Origin of the sequence: Enterobacter sp. JBIWA003 (genome assembly GCF_019968825.1) — a bacterium.
GTDB classification, from domain to species: Bacteria; Pseudomonadota; Gammaproteobacteria; order Enterobacterales; family Enterobacteriaceae; genus Enterobacter; species Enterobacter quasiroggenkampii.
Window position 1 is genome coordinate 62,223 of sequence record NZ_CP074170.1, and the last position, 19,792, is coordinate 82,014.

At 45.1% G+C, this 19,792-nt stretch carries 32 protein-coding genes and 2 pseudogenes; 28 read left to right on the top strand and 6 right to left on the bottom strand.

Annotated elements, in window-relative coordinates; translation table 11 throughout:
- The first annotated feature begins 220 nt into the window (after positions 1-220).
- The 7 genes from KGP25_RS00260 to KGP25_RS00300 all read left to right on the top strand — a co-directional run bounded on the left by KGP25_RS00260 (position 221) and on the right by KGP25_RS00300 (position 4,275).
- Positions 221-796, top strand: a complete 576-nt coding sequence (locus KGP25_RS00260; RefSeq protein ID WP_223539748.1) for a hypothetical protein — start codon at positions 221-223, stop codon at positions 794-796.
- Between the two features lie 385 nt (positions 797-1,181).
- Positions 1,182-1,544, top strand: a complete 363-nt coding sequence (gene cdiI / locus KGP25_RS00270; protein ID WP_074166983.1) for a ribonuclease toxin immunity protein CdiI — start codon at positions 1,182-1,184, stop codon at positions 1,542-1,544.
- A gap of 196 nt (positions 1,545-1,740) precedes the next feature.
- Positions 1,741-1,941: a hypothetical protein gene (locus KGP25_RS00275; protein WP_055322508.1), complete on the top strand. Its 201-nt coding sequence runs from the start codon at positions 1,741-1,743 to the stop codon at positions 1,939-1,941.
- A 382-nt stretch (positions 1,942-2,323) separates the two neighbouring features.
- Positions 2,324-2,587: a MafI family immunity protein gene (locus KGP25_RS00285; protein WP_055322487.1), complete on the top strand. Its 264-nt coding sequence runs from the start codon at positions 2,324-2,326 to the stop codon at positions 2,585-2,587.
- Positions 2,588-3,022: 435 nt separating this feature from the next.
- Complete coding sequence (locus KGP25_RS00290) at positions 3,023-3,394, top strand: hypothetical protein (RefSeq protein ID WP_223539749.1); 372 nt, start codon at positions 3,023-3,025, stop codon at positions 3,392-3,394.
- Between the two features lie 110 nt (positions 3,395-3,504).
- The gene (locus KGP25_RS00295) at positions 3,505-3,696 is read left to right on the top strand and encodes a hypothetical protein (protein WP_106105257.1); all 192 of its coding nucleotides are present in this window, start codon (positions 3,505-3,507) and stop codon (positions 3,694-3,696) included.
- Between the two features lie 123 nt (positions 3,697-3,819).
- Positions 3,820-4,275: a hypothetical protein gene (locus tag KGP25_RS00300; protein ID WP_039267095.1), complete on the top strand. Its 456-nt coding sequence runs from the start codon at positions 3,820-3,822 to the stop codon at positions 4,273-4,275.
- A 38-nt stretch (positions 4,276-4,313) separates the two neighbouring features.
- Here KGP25_RS00300 and KGP25_RS00305 read toward each other — a convergent pair.
- Both KGP25_RS00305 and KGP25_RS00310 read right to left on the bottom strand, forming a co-directional pair.
- A pseudogene (locus KGP25_RS00305) lies at positions 4,314-4,639 on the bottom strand (AAA family ATPase); the annotation flags it as partial.
- Between the two features lie 17 nt (positions 4,640-4,656).
- Entirely contained in the window at positions 4,657-4,980 is a 324-nt protein-coding gene (locus tag KGP25_RS00310; protein WP_223539750.1) for a hypothetical protein, read from the bottom strand.
- A 6-nt stretch (positions 4,981-4,986) separates the two neighbouring features.
- Here KGP25_RS00310 and KGP25_RS00315 point away from each other — a divergent pair, with 6 nt between their 5' ends.
- The 19 genes from KGP25_RS00315 to KGP25_RS00405 all read left to right on the top strand — a co-directional run bounded on the left by KGP25_RS00315 (position 4,987) and on the right by KGP25_RS00405 (position 15,818).
- Positions 4,987-5,952 (top strand): VENN motif pre-toxin domain-containing protein, encoded by a 966-nt coding sequence (locus KGP25_RS00315; protein WP_223539751.1) that lies wholly within the window; start codon positions 4,987-4,989, stop codon positions 5,950-5,952.
- A complete protein-coding gene (locus tag KGP25_RS00320; protein WP_223539752.1) occupies positions 5,909-6,208 on the top strand; it encodes a hypothetical protein in 300 nt (99 codons plus the stop codon). Before KGP25_RS00315 ends, KGP25_RS00320 begins: the two co-directional genes overlap by 44 nt.
- Before the next feature lie 81 nt (positions 6,209-6,289).
- Positions 6,290-6,550: a hypothetical protein gene (locus KGP25_RS00325; RefSeq protein WP_223539753.1), complete on the top strand. Its 261-nt coding sequence runs from the start codon at positions 6,290-6,292 to the stop codon at positions 6,548-6,550.
- Positions 6,547-7,041, top strand: coding sequence for a hypothetical protein (locus KGP25_RS00330; RefSeq protein ID WP_023326401.1), 495 nt, complete (start codon positions 6,547-6,549; stop codon positions 7,039-7,041). Before KGP25_RS00325 ends, KGP25_RS00330 begins: the two co-directional genes overlap by 4 nt.
- Before the next feature lie 303 nt (positions 7,042-7,344).
- Positions 7,345-8,184 (top strand): polymorphic toxin type 17 domain-containing protein, encoded by an 840-nt coding sequence (locus tag KGP25_RS00335; protein WP_348984752.1) that lies wholly within the window; start codon positions 7,345-7,347, stop codon positions 8,182-8,184.
- A gap of 14 nt (positions 8,185-8,198) precedes the next feature.
- Positions 8,199-8,426: an Imm31 family immunity protein gene (locus KGP25_RS00340; protein WP_223539754.1), complete on the top strand. Its 228-nt coding sequence runs from the start codon at positions 8,199-8,201 to the stop codon at positions 8,424-8,426.
- Positions 8,427-8,531: 105 nt separating this feature from the next.
- Positions 8,532-8,774, top strand: coding sequence for a hypothetical protein (locus KGP25_RS00345; RefSeq protein WP_223539755.1), 243 nt, complete (start codon positions 8,532-8,534; stop codon positions 8,772-8,774).
- Positions 8,771-9,136 (top strand): hypothetical protein, encoded by a 366-nt coding sequence (locus KGP25_RS00350; RefSeq protein ID WP_023326404.1) that lies wholly within the window; start codon positions 8,771-8,773, stop codon positions 9,134-9,136. Before KGP25_RS00345 ends, KGP25_RS00350 begins: the two co-directional genes overlap by 4 nt.
- Before the next feature lie 222 nt (positions 9,137-9,358).
- Positions 9,359-10,264 (top strand): DUF6862 domain-containing protein, encoded by a 906-nt coding sequence (locus KGP25_RS00355; protein WP_223539756.1) that lies wholly within the window; start codon positions 9,359-9,361, stop codon positions 10,262-10,264.
- Positions 10,254-10,634, top strand: coding sequence for a hypothetical protein (locus tag KGP25_RS00360; protein ID WP_223539757.1), 381 nt, complete (start codon positions 10,254-10,256; stop codon positions 10,632-10,634). Before KGP25_RS00355 ends, KGP25_RS00360 begins: the two co-directional genes overlap by 11 nt.
- 198 nt (positions 10,635-10,832) lie before the next feature.
- Positions 10,833-11,435, top strand: coding sequence for a hypothetical protein (locus KGP25_RS00365; protein WP_223539758.1), 603 nt, complete (start codon positions 10,833-10,835; stop codon positions 11,433-11,435).
- 217 nt (positions 11,436-11,652) lie between these two features.
- Positions 11,653-12,138, top strand: a complete 486-nt coding sequence (locus KGP25_RS00370) for a hypothetical protein (RefSeq protein ID WP_069720536.1) — start codon at positions 11,653-11,655, stop codon at positions 12,136-12,138.
- Between the two features lie 305 nt (positions 12,139-12,443).
- Positions 12,444-12,722: a hypothetical protein gene (locus tag KGP25_RS00375; protein WP_223539759.1), complete on the top strand. Its 279-nt coding sequence runs from the start codon at positions 12,444-12,446 to the stop codon at positions 12,720-12,722.
- A gap of 30 nt (positions 12,723-12,752) precedes the next feature.
- Positions 12,753-12,920, top strand: coding sequence for a toxin glutamine deamidase domain-containing protein (locus KGP25_RS00380; RefSeq protein WP_235837656.1), 168 nt, complete (start codon positions 12,753-12,755; stop codon positions 12,918-12,920).
- Between the two features lie 11 nt (positions 12,921-12,931).
- The gene (locus KGP25_RS00385; protein WP_048226977.1) at positions 12,932-13,213 is read left to right on the top strand and encodes a YrhB domain-containing protein; all 282 of its coding nucleotides are present in this window, start codon (positions 12,932-12,934) and stop codon (positions 13,211-13,213) included.
- 46 nt (positions 13,214-13,259) lie between these two features.
- Positions 13,260-13,514 (top strand): hypothetical protein, encoded by a 255-nt coding sequence (locus KGP25_RS00390; protein WP_048226975.1) that lies wholly within the window; start codon positions 13,260-13,262, stop codon positions 13,512-13,514.
- A gap of 54 nt (positions 13,515-13,568) precedes the next feature.
- The gene (locus KGP25_RS00395) at positions 13,569-14,045 is read left to right on the top strand and encodes a lytic transglycosylase (protein WP_159125939.1); all 477 of its coding nucleotides are present in this window, start codon (positions 13,569-13,571) and stop codon (positions 14,043-14,045) included.
- 520 nt (positions 14,046-14,565) lie between these two features.
- Positions 14,566-14,937, top strand: a complete 372-nt coding sequence (locus tag KGP25_RS00400; protein ID WP_223539760.1) for a hypothetical protein — start codon at positions 14,566-14,568, stop codon at positions 14,935-14,937.
- A 425-nt stretch (positions 14,938-15,362) separates the two neighbouring features.
- Positions 15,363-15,818 carry a hypothetical protein gene (locus tag KGP25_RS00405; RefSeq protein WP_069720530.1) on the top strand — a complete coding sequence of 152 codons (456 nt, stop codon included), beginning with the start codon at positions 15,363-15,365 and terminating at the stop codon, positions 15,816-15,818.
- A gap of 38 nt (positions 15,819-15,856) precedes the next feature.
- On the opposite strand, the pseudogene KGP25_RS00410 reads toward KGP25_RS00405, so the two are convergent.
- Positions 15,857-16,005, bottom strand: a pseudogene (locus KGP25_RS00410) (AAA family ATPase); the annotation flags it as partial.
- A gap of 186 nt (positions 16,006-16,191) precedes the next feature.
- Between KGP25_RS00410 and KGP25_RS00415 the strand changes: the two are divergent.
- Both KGP25_RS00415 and KGP25_RS00420 read left to right on the top strand, forming a co-directional pair.
- Positions 16,192-16,578, top strand: coding sequence for an SMI1/KNR4 family protein (locus KGP25_RS00415; protein ID WP_223539761.1), 387 nt, complete (start codon positions 16,192-16,194; stop codon positions 16,576-16,578).
- Between the two features lie 184 nt (positions 16,579-16,762).
- On the top strand, positions 16,763-17,014 hold the full coding sequence (locus KGP25_RS00420) for a hypothetical protein (protein WP_048226608.1): 252 nt from the start codon (positions 16,763-16,765) through the stop codon (positions 17,012-17,014).
- A gap of 56 nt (positions 17,015-17,070) precedes the next feature.
- Here KGP25_RS00420 and KGP25_RS00425 read toward each other — a convergent pair whose 3' ends face one another.
- The 3 genes from KGP25_RS00425 to uraH form a co-directional block, all read right to left on the bottom strand.
- Entirely contained in the window at positions 17,071-18,159 is a 1,089-nt protein-coding gene (locus KGP25_RS00425; RefSeq protein WP_196346927.1) for an AAA family ATPase, read from the bottom strand.
- Between the two features lie 145 nt (positions 18,160-18,304).
- Positions 18,305-19,264, bottom strand: coding sequence for a DUF523 and DUF1722 domain-containing protein (locus tag KGP25_RS00430; RefSeq protein ID WP_223539762.1), 960 nt, complete (start codon positions 19,262-19,264; stop codon positions 18,305-18,307).
- A 102-nt stretch (positions 19,265-19,366) separates the two neighbouring features.
- Positions 19,367-19,780, bottom strand: a complete 414-nt coding sequence (gene uraH / locus KGP25_RS00435; protein ID WP_048226512.1) for a hydroxyisourate hydrolase — start codon at positions 19,778-19,780, stop codon at positions 19,367-19,369.
- Positions 19,781-19,792: the final 12 nt, after the last annotated feature.

The following is a 19,792-nucleotide window of genomic DNA, read 5'->3' on the forward strand; positions in this document are numbered from 1 at the left end:
CGAAACAAACTGTAAGTCAGGGAAATAAAAGGAGAAATCATGTTTATCGCAGCAATGTGCACCGGAACGAGTTGTTGAGAATAACTATCTTAGCAACCAACAACGTTCTGAGTGGGATAAAGAGTTTGATGCCTGTAAATGTAACACCTCATGTCAGTTGAAAGTCGGTGCTAAATGGGATGCTGTTGATATCGGGCAGGAGGCCGCCTACGGGGCTGGTATGCTGGTTGGTGTTCCTCAGGGGATTAGTGATTCCGTCGAGAGTTTATCGAAAGCCGTCACAAATCCTGCCGCCACTTATGATGCAATTAAGCAATTAATCACGAGCGACGACATGTCCAGTACGATGTCGGATGCCGTTAAACAAAGTTATATTGATCGTATCAATCTGATGGAATCAGAGTATCAGAGGGCAGGTGCGGGAGGTGCGTACAATGCAGGTCTTGAGGCGTGTAAACTCATGTCCGATCTCATTACTGCTGTCGCCGGTGGTGTTGGTGTTGCAAAAACAGGTACGGCTCTGACAGAGAAGATTGTTGCAAAAGTCACTTCCAAAGTAGACAAAGTTATTCCTGAAAATCCGTCGATCACATGGACTGCTGGCGATGGCGAGTATTCAGTAAAACCGGGTAAGGATATTAAAGATGTAGAGTATCCTGGCGGTCAGTATGGCGGAAATTCGCTGCCATATAAAACTAGTACAGAGAAGGGCATGACGACAATCACTTATCCTGATGGGATGAGCATCAGAATTGATCAACCAAAACATCTGGCAACGGTTGATGGGTTTACGTAAAAGAGTGGGATCTCAGGTGGGCATAATGCTGATGCGTTTTATGATGCCGTTAAAAAATATGGCGTAAAAATCGTAAGCGAGAAACCTACAAATGTTAAAGGTATTTCTGAAGTTGAATACTTAGTTCCTACCAAAGATCGCGCGGGGAATTTAACTGGAGAATATAAACCAAGCCCAGTAAAGAAAACTATCTATGATCCGAAAATATATACTGGCAAAGTAATGTTAGATCTTGGGCAAGAGGCTGCAATGAAAGGGTTAAGAGATGCAATGCGCAATGGCCAGTCAGCATATGATGCTACAGCTGGCGGGTTGAATTTTAGAGTTTATCTCGATAAAAATACAGGTCGAGTCACAAACTTTCATCCCAAATAGGATTAAATGAATGAAATTTTTATTTGATTTACCTTATATAAAATCAGACCCTGACGTGGTCATAAAAACTTACTTTGACCTCATGTATAATGATGGTGTTTTCTTGATGTCTATTGAAAGTATTATTAAAAAGCATTCATTTATGAGAGATGGGGTTTACTGCTTCTTTCCTGATATGGAAAGTTATGACGAAAGTGAACATTTTGAAGGTGTTGAATTTGCTGTTGGTTATCCTCCCTCTGAAGCAGATACTACTATCGTTAGTGAAGAAATCTGCTATCACTACGTACGACTTGCAAGTGAAAAGTATTTGCGGCTTCACCCGGAAGATACGGAAAAGGTAAATAGCTTACTTGCTCGGCTACCTGTGTGAGTACAAATCCTGCCAACTGTCCGCGGGATTTTTTTGCCCTGCATTTTTCACTTCCAGACAAGATGTGTTTTTGGAGTACCGCCGTCCGCGACGGTACTCCAAAACGGCCAGGTCACGCAATCATTAAGCATCAGATGGTGAAACCGCTTTTAAGCCTGTAAACGGTAGGGCGTACTTTGATAATTTGAGGTGATGAATGGATTTAATATCTCTTGCTGGGAAACAAGCTCAATTAACCATTGATGAAAATGAGTTATTGATCCTGAATTCAGCTTTGAATGAAATCTGTAATGGTATCTCTTTTCCTGAATTTGAAACCAGGATTGGGGCTTCTAAAGAAGATGTCTGTGCCTTACTTAATGATTTAGGCCAGATTTTAGCCAATATGATGGCTTGAGAAGATCCCGGCTCCTGCGGCGTTTTTTTGTTCCGCAACACTGTTTGGAAATATCTGAACTCATCCCGGCAGGCTATTTTACGATAGCCTGCTTCTCACCTCAAAATCCCCACACCCGTCGTAAGATTGGTCTACAGACAAAGTAGTACATGCTGTTGGTGATATTGCTACTGCTCCTGATACACAATGGTTTGCTCAAACGGGGACTGGGGGTGTATACACCAGTAAAGGGAAACCTGCTAACTGGGTGTCCTATGAAACTAGGGGTGGCGTAAGAACTAGGGTTGTTTACCAACCTGCTACAGGGAAAATTGTTATAGCCTTTCCTGATAATGGACCGATGCCGAGCAGTTATAAAATATTAAATAAGATGGGTGTTTAAATGATTGATTTAGATGATAAAATAGTTTTTTTCGGCGACCTTTTTAAGGGGCGCTTAGATAATGAAATACTCCAGGATGCCATTGAGTATGTAGGGCATGGTGAAAGAGGGTTAGCTTTTGAAACGATTTGCGATCATTTAAGCGAGTATGACGTACCGATTAGTCAGTCTGAGTACGATTTAGCAATAAATATTTGTAATGACCTTAAAATGGATGTTAATGACATTAGCTTAAAACATTTAAGAAAATTAATTATCGAGTAAACATCCCCGACTGTCGTCGAGGAGGTAGTTTACTCTGGCGAAAAAGGCGCGTCGGGGCAAAAAGTTGCCGTTCCGAAATTATAACAGAGAAAACGGATTTAGATATCTGATAATAAAGTTAAAAACAGTTATCATCACAGCAAAGTGTACAGGATCGAGTTGTTGTTGAGAATAATTCGCTGGATTATATCGCCGGGCTGCTTGCTTTGGCGACTATCTACTTGCTGCGTAAAAAATAGCGCATTATGCATGGAACGGCGGAAGTTTTCGCAGCGGGTGGTCGGTTGGCGAGTCGATTATGATTATGTAAAAGGCACTCATAGCAATAGATGGGGTTATAGCAAGGGACAGGAAAGGTGTTAAGAAAGTGATATCATTTGAGGATAATGAAAACGCCTTTAAGACTGTATTGAAACAATTGAACAGGTAGATCTTATGACTTTATTTGAAGAGTGTAGAGAAGCTCTTAGTGCTGATTTCACTATTATTGATAAAGAAGACGAAGCGAGAGTAACTTCTATTCTGGAAGGATACCCCTTTGTTAGCGGAAACATTTCTTGGTCTGAAATAAGCTTTAGAGACTTTGAAACCAGTGATGAGTTACTCTGTCAATCCAGGTTAAAAAATGAAGATGTTTATGTCATTGCAGACGATGCAAATATACCTTCATTTAGAACTAATTTGAGATTAGTGCTTGAAAATATTTATGATGTCGCGACATTGTCCCCAAAAATGTTCATTTTTAATGAAAGTATGATTTTGCAACCATTATTTCCAACCGATGCACTTCGGCTCGGGACTAGATAGCGGTGTGGTACCGTAAACCAATTACCAGTAATAGCAGGTGCTACAGTAGGTGGCTATCTATCTGAGAGAGCAGGAAAAGCAGACGAAGATTTTGCCAGGGGAAAACTGAAATGAAAAAATACAAATCAAAGGACTTGGTTGTTGTTGAGAATCGGTTTTTGGGTGATAAGGACATCACAACCTTCACTGCAAAATACGCAAGTAAGAAGGCTGAGGGCGAGATATATCAGCTTCTGTCTGAACTGAAAAAGCAGGACACAGATGAGCAAAAACAATCGTTTAGTGGATGTTGGTTAGTATAAAATTGCACCCTAAGCAGGATTGAAGAAAGTTTTTTACAGTATTTGCTGAGCCATTTCTCTCCAAACTTAACGGCTCTAACAGTCCCGACCTCATATCCTGGCCCTTCAAAAAGGACTAATCAAATGATTTATCTGCTGTTAGGAATTGCGCTGTTCGCATTTTTCATCGGAACTGTCGTGTTTGTCCGTTTTAGTAAAGTGACGGGAAGAAGCGTTCAGTCACCTCTAACCACGATGTTTTTCTTTGATGCGCTTTTTTTTGGTCTGGGTAGTAAGCGAGACATGAACATCGCGGCATGTTCATTTATCGTTTTTTTAGTCAGTATCTGGGGACTAACTTATTTAAAATTAAGCACTCATTTTTGGGGAAGTCGCGAAAGTTATTTTGGTTTTGCGATCGCCGGAATTTTATTTCTGATTATGCATTGCCGCTATTGTGCAAAAAATGTCGTTATAAAAAATGATGGCCTGGCCCCCATGAGAGAGTTGATTAATATCCGGCGATCCGGCCTTACCAGCCCCTTTATATGGTTAAGCAGGGCCGGGTATCTGGGGTTCTTTATTGGCATGCTTCACTGAAGCGAGATGCGAAAAAACAGCCTCCGTACCCATTGAGACTACCCCAGCCTCTCCACCCGCGTCTCCCCCTCCGCCATCGACAGCTGATACAGCGAAAATGATCGCTGCTTCTCAATCAACTTTGCCAGCTCCGGCGAGTGGCTGGTGAGCCAGATCTGCGAGTAGCGGCTGGCCGGCGGGCAGCATCTGCGAATGCAGTCAGTTTTCCGGTTCGTTCAACGCGATAAATGCCGGTGGGCGCGGGCTTAACAGCGCTACCGCCAGGTACAGAAAGCGCAGGATGCCGTCGGAGAACTCCGCCGGTGTTGTCGCTGTAAAACACGCAGATGGGGAAGGCCTGGTCAAGGATACGTATCAGCTTTAGCAGCAGCGGCCACGCAGTCAGCGGTAGCCGACGGTGCTATCATTGTTCGCGACCAGGCTAACCAGAAGCAGGACGTCAGCACGCTCAGCCGTGACACTGACCATGCCAACGGCAGCATCGACCCGATCTTTAACAAAGAGAAAGAGCAGAAACGCCTGCAAACCGCGCAGATGATTGGCGAGATCGGCAATCAGGTTGCGGATATTGCGCGCACCAACGGCAAAATTGCGGCCACGGAAGCGGCCAACGAGAAGATGAAAACCGCGGGCAGCGATGCGCGTAACGCCGCCATCAGCCAGCTGAAAAAAGACGGTAAAGAGGTTACCGATCAGGCGATTCATGACCAGATGTACCAGACCTTCTATAACGAAGCGTTTAACCAGTCTGGCATGGGAACGGGGCAGAGCACCCAGCGCGCCATCACGGCAGCAACGGCGGCCATCCAGGCGCTGGCAGGTGGCGATATTAAAGCTGCGATTGCGGGCGGTGCCGCGCCGTATATCGCCAATGCCATCGCGAATGCCATCCCGGAGAAGGATCTTAAGGGACGCGTGCTGGCCCATGCGGTTGTCAACGCCGCACTTGCAGCCGCTTCCGGCAGAGATGCGGCGTCCGCTGCAGCCGGTGCAGCGGTGGGTGAGCTGGCTGGTAAGATTGCGGTTGACGGTTTTGGCAAACAGGTCAGCGAACTGAGCGAGGAAGAAAAACAGACGGTATCTGCGCTGGCGACACTGGCTTCTGGTCTGGCTGGCGGGCTTGTCGGAGACAGCAGCGCGAATGCGGTAGCGGCGGCTCAGGCGGGCAAGACGACGGTTGAGAATAACACGCTGAGTCCTGGCCATGATGAGGAAGAGTTTGAGAAAGAGCACGGCGACCGCCTCCCAAAAGTCTACAACATTGCCAGGCCTGGGGTGTTGTTTGACGAAGATGGTAAGCCGCTTCCTGGAACTGCTGGTCTTGGTATTGGGGCAGTTCCGATAGGTGGCAAATCTAAAGATACTCAGATTTGGACTGAAACCAAAAAAGCGGAGCCTGTTGACAATGCGTATGGACACTGGACGAAGCATGGAAAAGAGTTTCCCGAATATCAAAACTCAAAACAATATGTGGATGCCACACATAACTTTGTAACAAATCCGCCAAAAGGAACGCTCACCACAATACGTAAAAACGGTGATACGATTTACTACAACCCATCGTCCAATACATTTGCAGTCAAAAATAGTGATGGTGTGCCTAAAACAATGTTCAGGCCGGATCCCGCAGATCATGGCTATCCAACAAATTTGGACTACTTCAATGCACAAAAATAATGATTTATATATTTGCCGGGTATGTGGTGCTGAGCAGCTTGAGGCCCCTTGGGGTGATGATGGAGAATCACCAACATACGAAATATGTGATTGCTGTGGGGTTGAATTCGGTTACGAAGATTCAACATTGCAAGGAATTAAGAAATATCGGACAAAATGGTTAGAAGATGGAGCTAAGTGGCACAGTAAAAAATCGGAGCCTGAAAACTGGTCTGTTGTAGAACAGTTATCTCATATACCTGAAAAATATCTATAGCTTTCGATCCCGATTTCGTTTCAACCTAACGGAAACGGCTATTATCGTGTTGATTCGTATAACCCGGCTACAGGTGAGATAGTGTCACGTAAGTTCACGCAGTTCTCTGATATCACTGAATCAACAGCGACTAATTACATCCGGGAGGCTGTGAATAAATACCCTGCAGGTGCAACCATTGCTAAAGTTCCATCAAGTGGTTCATTGGGCGGTGATGCGTTGCGTGGGACTAATATTTTAGAAGTTCCTCCTCAGGTAAAACCCATTCCACAATCGGTTTTGAATGCAGCAGATAAGGCCGGGGTGGTAATACGTGATACAAATGGGAAGGTTTATCAATGAAGCAAGATGTATTTTATTGTAAATCATGGTTTAGAGCAAAAAATAAACCAATTGATGTATGGCTAGAAAAGAAAGCATATAAAAAACATATGACTGGTGAGTCTTACACCGCACTCATTGGCTCAGAATCTACGCCATCATGTTTTATTGAAGTAATGAAAAATAAAGGATGGGTTGGGGTAAGTTTTTTAAATGAAAACTTGCAAGAGTATTTGCTATACAATTTTAAAATTCTTGATGATAATCGTTTGTTTTTATCAATGGCTGTTTATCGTGAATTTGCTGAACACGATGGCGAAGGTGCAGGTATATTAAATGTGTCGCATGGCACTACATATATCTTTAATGAAGATGGTAGTGCTGTGGTAAGAGAAGAACAGTTTAATCCCTATAAACTGGACGAAAGTCAAACAACGGTCGATGTAGCCGGAAATTATGAGCAGTTCCCCGAATTTGGAGAGTATGACTCTTTGATTCGAAAAGAACGCTAAAATTATTCAGCCAATTACAGACGCTTCTGAGGCGTGTGTCGTGGCATCACGTCTTCATAGTGATCTGTTGGTGGGGTAGCAGATCAGGTGTCACGGCCGGGCGGTAGCGTCTGCGGGGCCAAAACGCTTAACAGCGCAAAAAGTTGCAGCAGCAGATGTACCTTAGCAAAAATAGCCTGCAAGCTACTGACTTAACTGGGAAAACTGTGTTGTTCCTGCCGGAATGCACAGGAAAGCGTTGTTGTTGAGAATAATTATCTGAGCCAGCCAGAAAAGACTGAGCTTGAGATAGCGAAGCGGAAACTGAACGACCCAGATCCGGCAGTACGTGAAGCGGCACAGAAGAAAGTTGCTGAACTGACGGAACTGAATATCAGTCGTGACCAGAAGGTGATTGATGCCTGTGGCAACGGCAAGGCAGATAGTGCGGGTTGTGCAACGGAAAGAGCGAAAGCGTATGCGGCGAAAGCCGGATATGAAACCGGGCCTTATAACTCGAAGTTCAGCCAGCAGTATCCGGATGCTTATGGCCAGCTAGTTGGCTTGTTAAACAGTACGACGCCTGATGCACAGAATCAGCAAAAGGTAACGGAAGGACTGGCTAACTACTTTATGACTGCCACGGGTGTGGATTATGATACGGCGCTGAGTTATGCCAAAACCAAGCAGGGAGCGGATATTATTCTTGCTTCTGTGGCGCTGGGGGCGAATTTACAGGCAGTAAATTCGTATCTGGTCTCAAAAGGTGCAGTTACAACGGCTAATGCGGCAAAGAGTACATCTACTGTCACCAAACTATCATATGTTGAAGAGCCTCCATTTAATCCTTCAGGGACGGCAGGTGCGGCGCAACCGTGGTCAACCAAAGGTCGTATAAAATATGTAGAACTTCGAACACAAGGTAAAATCCGCTTTGTTCCTGATAGCAATTACTCACCCAGCAATCCATTACCACGGGGGCCGAATAATGGCTACCTTGATAAATTCGGTAATGAATGGGTAAAAGGCCCATCGCGTACCGCAGGACAGGCTTTTGAATGGGATGTACAACTGTCACCAAAAGGCAAAGCTCAACTTGGCTGGGCAACAAGAGATGGTTCGCATCTAAATGTATCTCTTGATGGGCGAATAACACATAAATAAGCAAGGCAAGCATTATGGAAAATAAGATTGATTTTTATCAGGAAGTGGAAATATCTCCTGACTGCAAAGAAACAAATAAGAAATACGCAGGTAAAAAAGGGGAGGTTATGGGGATAAGTGAAGAAGATGGAATACTTTATGGGTACTCAATAAAGCTTTATGACGAGGAATATCTTTTGTCCTTTGATAAAGATGAAGTTATCCCAACAGGGAAACAGTTTGCGCAAGATGATTTTTATTAACTGAGTAGAGTCAATTCCGGCTTTCGCGCCGGGATCGTGTTATCAGCGGTTATACTTCCGAAAAATATCCCTTGCTACGCTTGGCAACCCGGCTTTGGTAGCCAAATGAAAGATAATGCTCAGAAAACTAGTCAGATATTTCAGGGGCAGAGTATTTATCAAGCGAAGAAGCCTGTTGGAGACTATATTGCTAAAGGCGATAAGCACTATCTTGATGGGCTACATAAAGATCATATCGAGGTTTTTGATAGTAAAGGAAAAGTTAAAGCTGTCCCGAATATTGATGGTTCGTTTAATGATGCAAAGACTAAGGCGGCTAAAGCCAAAGGTCAGAGATTGCCTAAATGATTGATATCAGTAATTTAGATAAATTTAAAGATGCCTATTTGGAGCTGTTAAAGCATGAGGCAGGGGAAGAACTCGATGAGGATGATCTTTATTTGGCTGAAGATTTTTCAATAGTTCAAAGTTTTCAAAAGGATATGAAAAATCTTAACTTAACAATCGAGCTGTTTTTTGCTGCAAAAGAAAATAAAGATGAATTAGCAATGCAGGCAGCATTGTTACGGATATCAACTTTTTTATCAGGGATATCTGGAATGTTTGAACAAACGAGAGAAGATATTGATCGTTATGTCAAAATTCCCCATGTAGCCAATTTCCCAGAGAATTATAAAATACCAGAGCAGTATAATTATTCTATTAAGTAAGACAGATCCCGGCCATAGAGCCGGGATCGTTTTATCGACCTCTTCTTACCCACAATGCCCGTAGCGTGTACGGTCGAAAAAAGCGCGTCGGGGTAAAAGGTTTTCGGGCAGGAAGTACAGCATGAAAAGCCGATTGTAAGTAGCTGAAAGTAAATTGGAAAACCGGCTTCATCGCAGCAACCTGCGTCGGAGAGAGTTGTTGTTGAGAATAACTATCTGAGTGTGTCTGAAAAAACTGAGCTTGAGCTGGCGAAACAGACACTTAAAAACAGTACTGATCCGGCAGAGCGCGAGAAAGCACAGCAGAAATATGACGCATTACTTGAGAAAGATATCGCCAGTCATAAGGAAGTTATTGATGCGTGTGGTAATGGTAACGCGGGAAGCTCAGCGTGTGCTGGTGCAAGACTAAAAGCCATTGCCTCAAAAGAGGGGTATGAAGATGGCCCTTATAACTCGAAATATAGCCAACAGCACGCTGATGCGTATGGGCAGATAGTCAATCTCTTTGATATCACTAGCGTTGATGCACAGAATCAGCAGCAGGTGAAAGATACCATGATTAACTATTTCTTGGTCACCAAAGGGGTGGATCGTCAGACCTCAGAAAGCTACACCGAAACGAAACAGGGTCTGGAGATCATTGCGACTTCGGTAACACCAATTTTGGGTTCTGCTGCGGCAAAACAATTAAGTAAAGTTGTTGATGCCAATCTAAAAGTCGTAGCCAAGGGAAATGTGGATGGAGTGAAGTTTTCTGACACCAACCAAGGTATAAGACGTTCACAGTTAGCTGATTTCAATAAACCGACGCTTATCAATGATGTTGTGCAGGCCAAGATAGACAAGCGGCCGGATAAAAACCTTCCCAATGGGAATATGGGAACAGCTCATGCAGAGGTAGGTGTAATTCAGCAAGCTTATGAAAAAGGAATGACTAACGGCAAAGATATGTTTATGTCGGTAAGTGGGGAGAAAGTTTTCTCATATTGTCTAAGCGATATAAAAATTATGGCTGAAAGATCAGGGCTTAAGTCGTTAACATTATTTGACGAAACTACTGGTAGGACCTTATATTGGCAGTCAGGAACAAAGGGCTTCCGCGTAAAAGGAGCTAATGATGAATAGGTTGCTTCTTTCATGGTCGATATCACAAAAAGGTGGCACGAAGAAGCCTGATTGCTGGGAAGATATTGTTAACTTATTAGCCAAAGTTCATTTATTTAGTGGTTGTGTAACCGTCGACAGATTAGACTGCGAAGGTAATTTAATCTCAGAAATACAAGTAAGAATGGAAAAAGGTTTCTATCTGGTTACGTTTTTGAACGAAGATGATGAGGTTATGTCAATTACCGATTTAACACAACCAGATGAAAAAGTGTTAATTTTCGGAGATTACTGGCCAGCAAGTCAGCTTACAAAAAATTATGGTCTTGTTGTCAGGGTCTTTAGGGAGTTCTTCGATACTGGCAATGTATCAAAGGAACTTCTTAATTAAAATATAAATCCAAGATTTCGGCGTCCGCAGTGATGCTGTAGTTTGCTTATATGATGGTGGCGCGATAGACCTTGTGTCACGGCAGGGCGGTAGCGTCTGTGGCCCCAAAAACGCTTAACAGCGCAAAAATCCTGGGCATAAAATACAACAGGGAAAAGCAGTTGTAACTAACTGAAAGAAAAAGGAAAAGTTGTTTCGGTGACTGAGTTCGCACCGGAAAGAGTTGTTGTTGAGAATAACTCGCTGAGTGATGTTGCTGAATATCTGGCAACGGGTAAAAAGCCGGAGGACAGATACAAGGATGCGCAGCAGCAACTGAAAAACGCGGTTGACGAGTTTAAGGCGAAGAACTGCGCCGGACTCAGTGCAGCGGTCTGTGGTGCGAAAATGGACGCCCACCGGGATGAACTGCTGGCAGGTTTTGCGGAAGCAGGCTGCGACTTTATCCCTCTTTACGGGGATATCAAGAGCTTTAAGGAAGCGGACAGTGCGCTGGGCTATCTGGCGGCCGTTATCGATATCATGCCAGGACTGGGTGATGAAGCTGGGGCTTTACTAAAAGGTGTAGATAAGGCACTCAAAGCGGGCGATCTTGAAACTGCGTCTAAACTAATCAATAAAGTCAGTGATGAAATTTCTCGATATCTTCCTGGTCCAGGGAAAATATCCGTACCAACTTCTGGTGTTGGCGCTAGTGCCAAGTTCTCAGTAACTAATGCACAGATTGGGAAAAACTTGGTAAACATGTTGAAGATTTTGGTGGGAATGCATCAAATGCGGCCGAGCGAGAACGTGTTTTAAGTATTATAAATGATATAGGCTCTAATCCAGATAAAGTTGTTGCAGGGAAATTTGCAGGGCAAGGAGCAGTAGCAGGAGCCAGTCGTGGTGATGTATTCTTCAGAATAAAAGGAAATGATGTTGTTGTTACTAAACCAGATGGTAGTTTTGTTACCATCCTTAAAGATGGTGTGTTAAATAATACCTCAGTGAAAAATGCGCTAAAGGGGGCGCCACAATGATGCTTTTTGATAATGGGTATCAAGAGCTGGCACGTAATGTAGTCGGACGAAAACTCCAAAATGTCAATGGTCTGATATATATTTATAACGTTCCCGAGTTAGGGGCTCCGCAACAACTTCAGTTCGTTTTTTTTAATGAAAATCAAAGTGTTGTGTTCAGGTGTGGACTGGATGGGGCTTCACTTGAACTAACTGATTTACCAATGCAAGAAAATGATCTCGGAGAGTATGGCAAAGAGGAAATTATGGATTTGTCGAATTCATGTTTTTTTCATAAAGTTATTGGAAAGATACTCTTACGATTTTACGCGATTTATTCGGAAATAGAACAAAAAGTGATTGGGGCAAAATTAGTTTTTGATGAAGGTTTTACTTTAGCAATTATTAATCTCGGGGATGAAATTAAAGTTTTTGATTCTCTGTCAATGGAATATGAGCGAGACGAGAAAATTAATTACATTGATGTTTTATCTATATTTTAAAGACAACCTTCCCGGCAGTTAATCTCTTAATCGTCCGGGTCTCCTGGTTGTTAGCCTGCACCTCCGCAGGCTTTTGAAAGGCTCAAGACATAATCTCCCTGCGTTATGTTGAATGGCCGGTGGCTGTTCACGATGGGCTTTTCGTCGGACGGTAGCCTGTCCAGGAGAAAAAGGCGCGTCAGGAAGGTGCGGATAAAATCGTCGGGCAGCGAAGGCAGTATGCTACCGCAGATTCGAAAGCCAGGCGCGGGACAGATATTCAGCGTATAGCTCAGAACTGGCGAGTGAGTCCGGAAACGGCTTCAATGCTGTATGATTCGATGACGTTTGTACACGGCGCAGCGGCTGTCGGCGGTGCTCATTATGGAATGAAAGGTTCTGGAGTAAGTGAAGAGACAGCAGGATCAATTAAGAATGTGAATCCAGGGTACCCTGAATCTGGGCGAACACACAATTGTGTAAACTGCTCGATTGCTACAGATGCTACATCAAGTGGGAACCCTGCGTCAGCCTTACCGATTGATCATAATAATGGAGTGCCTTTATCTGTTTTGGAAAACCAATATGGTACTAAATTTAAATAAGCCCCTTCATCTGAAAGCATTACACAACAAATGACAGATGCAGGTTCTGTTTCAAGAGGTATCGTTTTTGGTTCATATGGCCCAGGGCAGCCAGGGCATGTATTTAATATTGTGAATCAAAATGGTACAGTCCGATTCCTTGATGGACAAACGGGTAAATCAGCTGATCTCAGCCAGTTCAAATCATTCCAACTTTAGCGGACAAACTAATGATTACTTTTGATGAAGCTGTTAATAAGGCGATCGAATATTTAGAAAAAACAGAGGTGCCCGTTGTTATTACACTACAAGGTCGTTTTTCAGAAGGATGGTTTTTTTATTTTCAATCCAGAGCATATCTTGAAACAGGATATTTCTCTGCTCAGCTTATAGGCAATTCTCCATTTATAATCGATAAGGATACTGGTGAGGTACATGAACTTGGAACCGCATACCCTATTGAAAAATACTTGCAGGATTATGAAGAAAAGAAAAATGGCATAAAGGATTAGTGGATTAACGCAAGGGCGTGGATTCTGGTTTACCGAAGGTACAAGCATGGTTGGTGTGTATGCGGCGGCTGTGTTGCAAGGGAAAGAACCACTTGCTCCCACCATTGGTGCAGGAATAGGAACAGCGGGAGGGGTATTAACAGGCAAGGGTTATGAGAAAGTACAAGAAATGCTTCCTCAATATGTGATTCCGAAATTTATAGGAACGGTTCTGGAGTCATTGAGTTATGAATATTTCGGAAGCAAAGGACAGGCTACCATTGAGGCTATACAAAAAAATTTAGCGAGAATCAATAATTGATACTGCTAAGAAATCTGGTGTGGTGATTCGTAATACAAATGGTAAGGTGTATAAATGAGCCAAAATGTTTATTATTGCAAAACATGGTCAGTTGGATATAAGGAGCCAATTGACTTATGGATGGAGAAAAAAGCTTATAAAAAACATGAGGCTGGTGACACTTATACGGTTCTCATCGGTTCTGATTCTACTCCGTCGTGCTTCATTAATATAATGAGAAATAGTGGGTGGGTAAGTGTAAGTTTTCTTGATGAACATTTAAGAGAAAATCTTCTTTACAATTTCCAAATGCTGGGTGTTGATACATTATTTCTATCAATGGCCGTTTATAGAGAGTATGATGGCGATACTGACATAGTAATCAATGGGACAACGTACCATTTTAAAGAAGATGGGCATACTACAATTATAGAGGATAATGTTTCTGAAAATACTTCAGAGAGAAGTGAAACTTATTCTGATGTGGCAGGGAACTATGATCGATTTCCCGAATTTGGGAAATATGATTCTTTGATTAGAAAAGAACGATAAAACTATTCAGCCACTGACGGACGCTTCTGAGGCGTGTGTCGTGGCATCAAGTCTTCATACTGATATGATTGTGGGGTAGCAGACTGGGTGTCACGGCCGGGCAGTAGCGTCTGCAGGGCCAAAAACGCTTAGCAGCGCAAAAAGTTGCCGTTCCGGAAGTTCAGCAGGGAAAACCGATTGTAACTCACCGAAAGTACAGGGAAAAAGCGGGTAGAGACAAGAATCCGCATAGGAAAGAGTTGTTGTTGAGAATAATTCGCTGGATTATATCGCCGGGCTGCTTGCTTTGGGACTATCTACTTGCTGCGTAAAAATAGTGCATTATGCATGGAACGGCGGAAGTTTTCGCAGCGGGTGGTCGATGGTCGGTTGGCGAGTCGATTATGATTCTGTAAAAGGCACCCATATTAATAGATGGGATTATAGCAAGGGACAAGAAAGGTGTTAAGTAAGTGATACCATTTGAGGATAATGAAAACGCCTTTAATACTATATTGAAACAATTGAACAGGTAGAACTTATGACTTTATTTGAAGAGTGTAGAGAAGCTCTTAGTGCTGATTTCACTATTATTGATAAAGAAGAAGAAGCGAGAGTAACTGCTATTCTGGAAGGATACCCCTTTGTTAGCGGAAACATTTCTTGGTCTGAAATAAGCTTTAGAGACTTTGAAACCAATGATGAGTTACTCTGTCAATCCAGGCTAAAAAATGAAGATGTTTATGTCATTGCAGACGATGCAAATATACCTTTATTTAGAACTAATTTGAGATTATTGCTTGAGAATATTTATGATGTCGCGGCATTGTCACCAAAAATGTTCATTTTTAATGAAAGTATGATTTTGCAACCACTATTTCCAACCGATGCACTTCGGCTCGGGACTAGATAGCGGTGTGGTACCGTAAAACAATTACCAGTAATAGCAGGTGTAACAGTAGGTGGCTATCTATCTGAGAGAGCAGGAAAAGCAGGCGAAGATTTTGCCAGGGGAAAACTGAAATGAAAAAATACAAATCATAGGACTTGGTTGTTGTTGATAATCGGTTTTTGGGTGATAAGGATATCACAACCTTCACTGCAAAATACGCAAGTGAGAAGGCTGAGGCCGAGATATATCAGCTTCTGTCTTAACTGAAAAATCTGGACGCAGATGAGCAAAAACAATCGTTTAGTGGATGTTGGTTAGTATAAAATAGGACCCTAAGCAGGATTGAAGAAAGTTTTTTACAGTATTTGCTGAGCCATTTCTCTCAAAACTTAACGGCTCTAACAGTCCCGACCTCATATCCTGGCCCTTCAAAAAGGACTAATCAAATGATTTATCTGCTGTTAGGAATTGCGCTGTTCGCATTTTTCATCGGAACTGTCGTGTTTGTCCGTTTTAGTAAAGTGACGGGAAGAAGCGTTCAGTCACCTCTTACCACGATGTTTTTCTTTGACGCGCTCTTTTTTGGTCTGGGTAGTAAGCGAGACATGAACATTGCAGCATGTTCATTTATCGTCTTCTTAGTCAGTATCTGGGGATTAACTTATTTAAAGTTAAGCACTCATTTTTGGGGAAGTCGCGAAAGTTATTTTGGTTTTGCGATCCTCGGGATTTTATTTCTGATTATGCATTGCCGCTATTGTGCAAAAAATGTCATCATCAAAAATGATGGTCTGGCCCCCATGAGAGAATTGATAAATATTCGGCGATCCGGCCTCACCAGCCCCTTTATATGGTTAAGCAGGGCCGGGTATCTGGGGTTCTTTATTGGCATGCTTCACTGAAGCGAGATGCGAGAAAAGTGTCTCCGTGCCTCGGGAGACTACCCCCGCCTCTCCGCCCTCGTCTCCCCCTCCGCCATCGATATCTGGTAAGACAGATCTGCGAGTAGCGGCGGGTCTCGGCGATTAAGCTCGCGAGGGCGGGCAGCATCTGCGGGTGCAGGCTATTTTCCGGTTCGTTCAACGTGATATTTAATTGATAAACTAAAAGTGGCTGAAATATTCCATTACTACAGCCTAAAAAAAAGGTTTAGCACCAACAACATGGGTGAGGCGACCACTGGTCGAATTAAGAGGTTGTCATGGGGTTTCAGCATTGAAATCCGTATGGGGGAAATGCCCCCTTAGAGTAACAGGCAAACCAAAAGGTTGAGAGATGAAACGTTTTTTGTGCCCAGTAACGACTTTTGAGAATGGGTTTCAGTATCCACAGAGCTTTCTGAATGTTATAGATGAAGACGATCTTATTGATCTGGAATCTTGGTGGTTCCTGTGCGAGTTCGAGGGATATTCTCAGCAGTGGTTTGATGAAATTAAAAAGCTATACCCGGAACGAAATTTGATACCGTTTGCAAAAAAGAGTGACTCTGACGATGTTGCTTGTTTTGACGGCCACTCTACATCAGGCGATCCTAAAGTTTACTATGTTCATGCTTTTGCATCACCGGGGTGGGAGGACCATGGTACAGCAGCTAACTTTAACGCGTGGTTTGCAGCTGCAGAAAATGAATCTGCTGTGTATAAATCAGGGCAGAGAACTTAAATTCACTAACCACACATTGCTATCGGAAAGATAAAAATTATAACCCTGTTCGTACATTTGCAGGCCTTTCATATCAACCACTGTTTAGCCCTGTACCAGACTCGGGAAAGGTATATATTGATGATATTTTTGGTTCTCTGAGAAGGGCGTTTTCGATAATGCCGATAAAGATGATGTGAACAAAATGACAAAAAATAAACCTACTATCGCCAGGTTACTGTTCAGCATTGCCTACCTGTTTGTTTGCTGCCTGGCGTTTTTCTCTCTGGCCCTGATTGTTGTTAAATTCATCATCAGCCATGACGTTGTTTTTGACCGGTCAGATATTAAGCAGGTTGTCGTTGTAAGCGCTATTGCAGCAACCGCGGCAGGCGTCAGATCGTGGTTATATGCCTTACTCGATGAGCGCAAGATACGAAAGAAGCCCCCGGAGTAATGGCGAGTTTGGGACTGTGTTTCTTTTTGTTGGGCTTCTAAGGAAGAGAAAGCGGCTTACCCCAGCCTCTCCACCCGTGTCTCTCCCTCCACCATCGACAGCTGATACAGCGAGAACGATCTCTGCTTCTCAATCAGCTTCGCCAGCTCCGGCGAGTGGCTGGTAAGCCAGATCTGCGAGTAGCGGCTGGCCTCGGCGATTAAGCTCGCCAGGGCAGGCAGCATCTGCGGGTGCAGGCTGTTTTCCGGTTCGTTCAACGCGATAAACGCCGGTGGGCGGGGGCTTAACAGCGCTACCGCCAGGCACAGGAAGCGCAAGGTACCGTCGGAGAACTCTGCTGGTTCCAGCGGTCTGCTCAGCCCCTCGCGCTGCATCATCATCCGGAAACGTCCACCGGTGTTGTCGCTGTAAAACACGCAGCCGGGGAAGGCCTGGTCAAGGATGCGCATCAGCAGCAGCTCGTCGCCAATCTCGACGATGGTCTGAAACGCGGCCGCCAGATTAGCGCCGTCGCTGGCCAGCACCGGGGAGCGGAAACCGACCTGCGGGGCCCGCATCGCCGAGCCGATTGATACAGAAAACTCATGATAAAAGCGCCAGTTACGCAGGGACTCGCGCATCTGCGACACTTCCGGGTAAAGGTGTGGTTCGCCGAGCTGTCCGAATACCGATTCGTTCTCGTACAGCGTGCCGCTGTGGGTCACCTTCTCGTGATGCACGTTGTTCAGAAACACCGCCTGGTTCTTACGCTTCATCAGCTGCGACGAGGGGCGGCGGTGCTGGCCGCTCAGCCAGATGGACTCCTCTTTGATCACCGGGTCGAGCTGAAACTGCGAGGGATAGGGCAGCTTCTCCACAAACCCGACCTGCAGCTCGTATTCGTAGCTCTCTGTTTCCACCGCGAGGTTCATCCGCCGTAGCTGGTCGCTACGGGTTTTGCCTGCCCAGAACACCTTTAGAATGCCGCCCTCGTTTGCCAGCGCCTGGGAAAACTGCCCCTGCGCGGCGCTGTGCATCAGGTGTATCGCCTTGTAGATATTTGATTTTCCAGTGCCGTTCGGCCCGAAGACGATATTGAGCTGCTCCAGCTCCAGCGACATCTCGCGGATGGAGCGATAGTTTTGAATGTGCAGGGTGTGGATCACAGGCAGGCCCCTTTCGCAGAATAAGCCTGTATATAATCACAGTCTTTGAGATGAAATGCAAAAAAGAGACGACAGTGAGGATGTCGTCTAAACGGGGTACTGCTTTGGGCCTCTACGGGTCAATGGGGCCTTCGCATTTTTTTCATCACTTGACTGCCAGACGCAGACCCAAATCATCAGGATAGGGATCAAAGTAGTTTTGCGTCATCAGATACCGGTCGGGGTATTCGGCCAGGTAGTGCTTCAGCAGCGTGATCGGGGCGAGGATAGGCAACTGTCCGTTGCGATAATGCAGGATCACGTCGCGCAGCTCGCCGCGCTGGCGGGTGTTCAGCTGGTTACGAAAATAGCCCTGAATATGCATCAGCACGTTGGTGTGATTCTTACGCGAAGCGGGTTTTTTCAGGATGGTCATCAGCTTTTCCCGGTACGCCACGAAGAAGGCGTCCAGGTCTTCCCACTCGTGCAGCGAGGCAACGAACGGGCCGATTTCACGGTAACCCGCCTGATGGTGCGCCAGCAGCTGGAGTTTGTAACGGCTGTGGAAGTCCAGCAGCGCGCGGCGCGTGAGGCCATTTTTACGCAGCGTGTTCAGTTCGTGCAGGGCAAAAACACGTTCGACAAAGTTTTCCCGCAGCACCGGATCGTGCAAGCGTCCATCCTCTTCCACGGGCAGCCACGGCCAGGTTTCAAGGAGGGCGGCGGTGAACAGCCCGACACCCTCCTTGCGGCCCCGGTTGCCGTTTTCATCATACAGACGCACGCGTTCCATGCCGCAGCTTGGGGATTTAGCACAGACGATAAAACCAGCGAGATCGCCAATTTTCGGCAAGAAAACTGCCGTAAAGTCCTCCATTTTCTGCGTAACGTCTTCGTGAGGCGCATGGCTAAAACGCATCTGCGTTTCACCGTGTTCCGTCACGATCAGACGCAGCGCCGGGCGAGGGGTCGGCAGGCCGATGGCCATTTCCGGACAGACGGGCCTGAAATTCACCCACTGGGCCAGTTCATCCATGACGAAGCCCATACGCTTGTGTCCGCCGTCAAAGCGAACGGCGGATCCGGTCAAACATCCGCTAATACCCAGCACTGGTTTCGTCGTCATGGTGTCGTCCTCCCGTTCATATAATTAAAACTTACACAACATGACTAATTTGTCCAAGTATTAGCGGAACTATTTTTTTTATTCCTTTAGAATCAATGCGTCTTAGCTGCCCTTATAGGTCGAGTAACCGTACTGACTCAGCAGAAGCGGGATGTGCAGTTTCTCGTTGGTGCGGGTCACGGTAAACAGCACCGGAATCTCCGGGAAGAAGGAGTCGAGCTTTTTGCCGTGGAAGTACTCTGCGGTTTTGAAGGTCACTTTATACACGCCAGGCTGCATGTCCTGGTCCTGCGGATAGAGCGATTTGATGCGTCCATCCTGGTCAGTTTTACCGCTGGCGATCGGGGTCCATTTGTCCTGCTGCTGCTTTTCAAGCGTGACGGTGACGCCCGGAGGAGGCGTACCGGTTTGCTGGTCGAGGATGTGTACGCTCAGGGTGCCAGCAGGAGCGGCGCTAAAGGCGGCAGGGGTAAAGGCCATCGCGGCCAGCATCAGCAGAGGGGTAGTTTTTTTCATGGTGTTTTCCTG

Bases quoted from the DNA above. Each gene is read 5' to 3' on its own strand.
- KGP25_RS00400 (WP_223539760.1), top strand. From the start codon at position 14,566: ATGACTTTATTTGAAGAGTGTAGAGAAGCTCTTAGTGCTGATTTCACT.
- KGP25_RS00300 (WP_039267095.1), top strand. From the start codon at position 3,820: ATGATTTATCTGCTGTTAGGAATTGCGCTGTTCGCATTTTTCATCGGA.
- KGP25_RS00390 (WP_048226975.1), top strand. From the start codon at position 13,260: ATGGTTGGTGTGTATGCGGCGGCTGTGTTGCAAGGGAAAGAACCACTT.
- KGP25_RS00315 (WP_223539751.1), top strand. From the start codon at position 4,987: ATGTACCAGACCTTCTATAACGAAGCGTTTAACCAGTCTGGCATGGGA.
- uraH (WP_048226512.1), bottom strand. From the start codon at position 19,780: ATGAAAAAAACTACCCCTCTGCTGATGCTGGCCGCGATGGCCTTTACC.
- KGP25_RS00420 (WP_048226608.1), top strand. From the start codon at position 16,763: ATGACAAAAAATAAACCTACTATCGCCAGGTTACTGTTCAGCATTGCC.
- KGP25_RS00260 (WP_223539748.1), top strand. From the start codon at position 221: ATGCTGGTTGGTGTTCCTCAGGGGATTAGTGATTCCGTCGAGAGTTTA.
- KGP25_RS00430 (WP_223539762.1), bottom strand. From the start codon at position 19,264: ATGACGACGAAACCAGTGCTGGGTATTAGCGGATGTTTGACCGGATCC.
- cdiI (WP_074166983.1), top strand. From the start codon at position 1,182: ATGAAATTTTTATTTGATTTACCTTATATAAAATCAGACCCTGACGTG.
- KGP25_RS00370 (WP_069720536.1), top strand. From the start codon at position 11,653: ATGATGCTTTTTGATAATGGGTATCAAGAGCTGGCACGTAATGTAGTC.
- KGP25_RS00380 (WP_235837656.1), top strand. From the start codon at position 12,753: ATGACAGATGCAGGTTCTGTTTCAAGAGGTATCGTTTTTGGTTCATAT.
- KGP25_RS00405 (WP_069720530.1), top strand. From the start codon at position 15,363: ATGATTTATCTGCTGTTAGGAATTGCGCTGTTCGCATTTTTCATCGGA.
- KGP25_RS00395 (WP_159125939.1), top strand. From the start codon at position 13,569: ATGAGCCAAAATGTTTATTATTGCAAAACATGGTCAGTTGGATATAAG.
- KGP25_RS00285 (WP_055322487.1), top strand. From the start codon at position 2,324: ATGATTGATTTAGATGATAAAATAGTTTTTTTCGGCGACCTTTTTAAG.
- KGP25_RS00275 (WP_055322508.1), top strand. From the start codon at position 1,741: ATGGATTTAATATCTCTTGCTGGGAAACAAGCTCAATTAACCATTGAT.
- KGP25_RS00290 (WP_223539749.1), top strand. From the start codon at position 3,023: ATGACTTTATTTGAAGAGTGTAGAGAAGCTCTTAGTGCTGATTTCACT.
- KGP25_RS00340 (WP_223539754.1), top strand. From the start codon at position 8,199: ATGGAAAATAAGATTGATTTTTATCAGGAAGTGGAAATATCTCCTGAC.
- KGP25_RS00310 (WP_223539750.1), bottom strand. From the start codon at position 4,980: ATGAATCGCCTGATCGGTAACCTCTTTACCGTCTTTTTTCAGCTGGCT.
- KGP25_RS00320 (WP_223539752.1), top strand. From the start codon at position 5,909: ATGGCTATCCAACAAATTTGGACTACTTCAATGCACAAAAATAATGAT.
- KGP25_RS00360 (WP_223539757.1), top strand. From the start codon at position 10,254: ATGATGAATAGGTTGCTTCTTTCATGGTCGATATCACAAAAAGGTGGC.
- KGP25_RS00415 (WP_223539761.1), top strand. From the start codon at position 16,192: ATGAAACGTTTTTTGTGCCCAGTAACGACTTTTGAGAATGGGTTTCAG.
- KGP25_RS00375 (WP_223539759.1), top strand. From the start codon at position 12,444: ATGCTGTATGATTCGATGACGTTTGTACACGGCGCAGCGGCTGTCGGC.
- KGP25_RS00385 (WP_048226977.1), top strand. From the start codon at position 12,932: ATGATTACTTTTGATGAAGCTGTTAATAAGGCGATCGAATATTTAGAA.
- KGP25_RS00295 (WP_106105257.1), top strand. From the start codon at position 3,505: ATGAAAAAATACAAATCAAAGGACTTGGTTGTTGTTGAGAATCGGTTT.
- KGP25_RS00350 (WP_023326404.1), top strand. From the start codon at position 8,771: ATGATTGATATCAGTAATTTAGATAAATTTAAAGATGCCTATTTGGAG.
- KGP25_RS00345 (WP_223539755.1), top strand. From the start codon at position 8,532: ATGAAAGATAATGCTCAGAAAACTAGTCAGATATTTCAGGGGCAGAGT.
- KGP25_RS00330 (WP_023326401.1), top strand. From the start codon at position 6,547: ATGAAGCAAGATGTATTTTATTGTAAATCATGGTTTAGAGCAAAAAAT.